Here is a 5,174-nt window from a genome sequence, read left to right on the forward strand (position 1 = left end):
CCCCTAAATTGAGTATTAGGCTATACAGCCCCTTCTTGTCCTCTTTGATTTTAAGATTAATTGCAGCCTCATTAGAATACTCTACATCCTCGAGAGCCTTAATCGGTTGATGATTCTCGAGAACCTGTACAGTGCTTATGTCCTCTGCCGATATGCTTTTTGTAGCCAGGCCATACTGCCCCTGTAACAAATCCATATTCTCAATATAGAAGCGATTGATTGGCTTTCCTTGATAAGAGATAAGACCACTCTTTGATACATCAACACCCGGCAGTCTTTTCAATACATCTTCAATCGTAAGGTCAGGTGCCTCCCTAAATGATGACACCAAGTAATTGACAGTATCACGAGCCCCAAAAATACGTTGGCTTTTTACAACTACCTCTTGAAGTTCTGTTACTTTTTCCTTCGCAATAAAATTGACTATCTGACTTTTATATTCGATAGACTTATGTTGAGCCTCAAGATTAAACCCGGCCAAAGCCACTAGAAGTTCCCTTTCAGCGCCATCGTAGATTAGACTATAATGCCCTTGTTCATTAGTCATCGAGTGCATGAGGACTAACGAGTCTCTGGCATTCATTAATAGAATAGTAATCGCAGACATTGCCTCATTATGAGGGTCAGTGACTTTTCCTGAAACCTTTATTTGTGCACAAATCGTAAGAGGGAAAAAGTATAACAACGAGATGAGATAGCATAACTTAACTAGTGCTTTCATAATTACAATAGGTCAAATTAGGGAGCAAAATAATCTATCAAATACTAATTCATAATTAGATACTGGAGGGCACAAATCCTGTAAAAGGCATTTGCTACACTTATAGCCTTTTCTGGTCATTCTCCATGTCTTTGAAACTACTAATTCTTTATAAATGATATCGCGAATATCATCCTTAAATATATTGCCGATTATTGAAGTATTTGGATTCGCTCTTATTGATCCGTTCGCATAAATAATAAAATGGCCGAAGAAATTTGCATTCAACTTCTGATTCCTAAATATCTCCCGCATACTGAATATACGAGAAAAAATATCTTCCTCAGAATAACAAAGGCAATTATCCAAAAAAGGACTTATCTCGTCTTTAACACCAATGGGGAAAATTGAGTATTTGATGTTGTAATTGTTTATGTTTAAATATTCAAGAAATTCGTATTCTTTATTGGATGACAAATAAAATAAAAACGATAAATTCGAGAAGTCTCTCATTTTATAAATCATCATTTTTAAGTCTTTGTTGTAATTATTCGGAAGTATAACAAACTCAAAATTAACTCTTTCGGACATATTGGAGATTTTGCGAAACAATTCGATGTTAGAGTGAGTCAATTGTAATGTGACAGTAATTTGATAGGTAGAATCTTGTAGAAAGTGCATAATTGCCTCTTTTAGTACTAGAAATTGTGATAGGTCTCCTCCGAACAAATTTATGTTTTGAACTTGTGTGGTAGATAATGACTTTTTAATCATTTTTACTTGTTCGATAGTAACAAATGTGGGTATTTGATTAGAGGCACATTTCCCAGTTTGACAATGGATATTTAGACAATTTTGGCAGCCTATAGCACATGCATCTGACAGTTGTAATGAAATACTTTTTAAATATATACCAGCGTTTGATCTTACAAGACTAAGAATTTCATCATACCCGTCTCCGGTTTTATCAAGATCATCGTTTAGCGACAAGAAAGGGAGAAAAATAAACGGCTTAGTCTGATTGTTTTTTATCGTTTCATAATCTGCAAATCCTTCGGTAATTAGCCTAGACAGAGTGGGGTGATTCAGACAATGTTGATTCCTAGAAATATCAATGACACCATTGTTGCTTTCGTTGTATAAAAAACAGCAAATATCAATATCTGTTTTGTTTTCAAAGTAAATCTTATGTCCTGTCGCTGTATCATAAAGAAGAGTCTTATTATCGATAACATCAGAAAAATAGACACTTTCTTTCATCACAAAATATGTTGTAGTTTCTGTTTGCATAGCGATAAGTCATTTTAAAATAATATCATTAATTATCTTTCTGTATTTATCAGGTTGGGTTTGAAGAAAAGTTTTCTGATCAGAAACAAATCGCTCAAACATATCCCGATTCATTATACAGCTTACTTTGGGGTCTCTATTCTCTAAACCTGCAAAAAAATACATGCATTGAGAACAAGCTTTGCCTTTATTGTGGCAATATACACAGTACTTATCTATGAGACTTAAACGCATATTGAAATCTTCTGCTATTTTTAAAAAATTAATTTCTATATTATCAAAAGCTCTACCCATAAAAAATTGGTGTCCGATTTTTTCGCAAGGAAGAATTTTTCCATTAACCGTAACAAATACTTTCTTGGAAAATGGCAAACAGGTTCCAGAGGGCATGGATTTAGCAGTATCATTTTTGTCCACAAGAAGTTCTAAATAGTTCTCATAACAATTAGGAGAGAATCGCTTAAGAAATAGTACAGCATTGTGGTATTTTGTATTTTTTAACCCAAGAATAGTTTCTATTTCCTTCTTATTTTTAGCTTTCTTGACGCTCTGTACTGAACTATTAAACATCTCATGAAATATATTCAGTTTATTCTTCCTTATTCCATCTGAACTAAGTTCTCCAATTGAGGGTACCTTATCATACTTTTTTTGAAAAAAACACACAATATCTTCTACTGAGTTTCTATTGTGCAGAACAGAAGTAAATTGGATGTTATTTTGGAAAAATACAGGAAACGAGTTTTTGACACTGTCAAGATTAGATGTAATCTTATCAAAAACACATGCTCCGGAGTGGTCGACTCTATAGGAATTATTATATTTATCTCCATCAAGACTTACCAAAATCTTGAAGTTATGATTAACTAGGTAGTCTATATGCTTATTCAGCAACAAGCCGTTAGTTGTCATTGAAAACACAGGTTTTCTGCCTGTGTCATTACTCTTGAAGTATTCAACTACATCCTCAATGAGATCGAAATTTAATAAAGGTTCTCCTCCATAAAAGCTTATATATATATCACTATTTCTTGATAATGAATAAGAAGACTTCCATAGATTAGAAAGATATTCAAGAAAAAATATTGCTTTGGAACTTTTCATATAGGTGTTATTTCGCTTATCGTAATTGTCATACATTTCTCCATATGCACAATAGCAACACCTTAAATTACAAGCATCCGTTATCTCAAATGTAATTTGGGGACAATTAGCAAGACTCTTTTTCACATCTAAACCTTTGATATATTGAATCATGGCATAACTTTTTCTATAGGATTATACAAGAACTTAATGGCATGAGCTGGTTTATTATTAACAGTGCTTACTTTATGCCCATGGAGCTCCAAGAAGGAGGCAAATTTCTCTCTAGCGGTCTTTATCGTATTAAAAAATTGCTTTTTTGATACATCTTGATATCGATAATCCCAAAGAACAATTGGTTGCACCTTCTTGGGCAGTGATATTCCGGTGCACAGCCAATGATAATCATTGTCTGTATCCTTTATCTCAAGTATCAGCCCCGGAAGTCCTAAAAACTTATAAGGACCCACAGATATTGGGATTCCCATTGTGAACCATGCTTCGTAGTTTCGTCCGAGGAATGTAGAAGTGGCTTTTTGGCAACTATAAGAATGGATAACCTTCTTTTCCGGTAAGATAGTCCATTGAATTTTCGGAATATTCTCTTTATACCTTAAGACAGATTTTGAGCCATAAAACCTTGCAGTATGATATGTCTCTCTTAACAGTAAATTAGTGATTACTTCCTCTGGAATCACTTCATGGCCACACATAGGAGCACTTCTTACGCCCGATTTAAATAAGGCAGTGGAAACGGAATCGCACCGAAATAAATCATAACTAAAATCGTATGTGTATCTTTTTCCTATCAAGAGTTTTCTATGGTCAGTAAAATAATCAGGGGCATCGAGATCCACCTTATAAGTACAAGTGTAATCAATTGCAATATTTACTGTATCTATTACTTCCATTACTCTCCGTTCTATGTATTCAACGGGAAATGACTTTGCATCGTCAGGAATAAAATAGCCATATTGGGCAGATACATCAATACTCCTCAACAAAGCAATTGCAAATAAAATGTAGATAGTCCTTTTCAACATCATATAACTATTATATATCTAAGGTACCGAGGAGTGTCATGAGGACTTGGAATATCATCTATTTATCATTAAAGAAAATACCAAAGTATAACAACGCTCCTCGGTAGCATTCATTTCAAAGACCCAAAAGAGTATGTTCTATTGAGTTTGGATACGATACAATTAGTTTGTAATAATTACCTCAGGAAGTTCTTGATCGGGAGAAGGGCACGGGCTATGATAACCGTGTTCTAAATTTGCAGCTCCATTATCATGATATGAGGATCCTCCCCGACCTTCGTAGCAACAACCACATTGGCAACCACCTCTTGCTACACCCCCTTTTAATGAATGAGAAGTTTTGTTGTCTATTACCTCATCCACAATTTTGTTTAACTTTAATTCGTCCATAATGCTTTGTTCTTCTTTTGATTATAAAATCTATTGGTTGGAAATTCGCAGTGCGTGTAAATATAGATATTATTCCGCGTGCTACTCTAGTACAAATATTTCTAAATGACTAGTACAAAATCTCTTTTGGTCAGTGGTGAGGGATACCACATTCAAACAGTTCTGAATATTCATTTCTTGTCATTTCAAAACAACAAGTTAGGTGACCAACCATTCCTCTGTTGACTGAGGTTCTATCTACATCTCTTCTAGGAAACAAATATAGGTATATTTAAAGTTATATCAAAGTAGAAAGTACATAAAAAAAACAATATATTGTTATATTGAATTGCAGAATACTTTTTTGCACTATTTTTATATATATATGCGCATATATAATATAAATTAATCATAGATTGCCTGTACGGATAAAAATATATATAAACAAAAAAATAGTCGTATAAGTCAAAGCACACGTTAAACATAGAGTAAAAGCTCAAAAGTGTGAACAAATAAATTACCAACTTGACCTCTGAGAACTTCATGACTAACTTCCTCGGACAGGACCACAAAGAATCACTTCGGACTGTACAAGGGATTGACGGAGAATATGGAGCTGAATGTATATAATCTTGGTACAATGCTCCAAAATAGGCAGCAGACCGAGAGCAAGAGACAACTGGCGGAGA

General features: G+C 34.2%; 4 protein-coding genes. All 4 read right to left on the bottom strand.

The features are described from left to right. On the bottom strand, positions 1-721 hold a 721-nt coding region (locus A3GG_RS12550), incomplete at its 3' end, for a peptidase associated/transthyretin-like domain-containing protein (RefSeq protein WP_033408943.1). Positions 722-733: 12 nt separating this feature from the next. After that, positions 734-1,990: a hypothetical protein gene (locus A3GG_RS0111355; RefSeq protein WP_018359401.1), complete on the bottom strand. Its 1,257-nt coding sequence runs from the start codon at positions 1,988-1,990 to the stop codon at positions 734-736. Between the two features lie 9 nt (positions 1,991-1,999). Next, positions 2,000-3,247, bottom strand: coding sequence for a radical SAM peptide maturase (locus A3GG_RS0111360; RefSeq protein WP_018359402.1), 1,248 nt, complete (start codon positions 3,245-3,247; stop codon positions 2,000-2,002). Beyond that, complete coding sequence (locus A3GG_RS12960; protein WP_018359403.1) at positions 3,244-4,119, bottom strand: GLPGLI family protein; 876 nt, start codon at positions 4,117-4,119, stop codon at positions 3,244-3,246. The genes A3GG_RS0111360 and A3GG_RS12960 overlap by 4 nt, the downstream gene beginning before the upstream one ends. Positions 4,120-5,174 lie beyond the last annotated feature (1,055 nt).

The sequence above is a fragment of the Porphyromonas levii DSM 23370 genome, from assembly GCF_000379925.1.
Classification (GTDB): domain Bacteria; phylum Bacteroidota; class Bacteroidia; order Bacteroidales; family Porphyromonadaceae; genus Porphyromonas_A; species Porphyromonas_A levii.

What these genes read in the sequence shown, in the direction of transcription:
- A3GG_RS0111355 (WP_018359401.1), bottom strand. Translation starts at nt 1,990, where the DNA reads ATGCAAACAGAAACTACAACATATTTTGTGATGAAAGAAAGTGTCTAT.
- A3GG_RS0111360 (WP_018359402.1), bottom strand. Translation starts at nt 3,247, where the DNA reads ATGATTCAATATATCAAAGGTTTAGATGTGAAAAAGAGTCTTGCTAAT.
- A3GG_RS12960 (WP_018359403.1), bottom strand. Translation starts at nt 4,119, where the DNA reads ATGATGTTGAAAAGGACTATCTACATTTTATTTGCAATTGCTTTGTTG.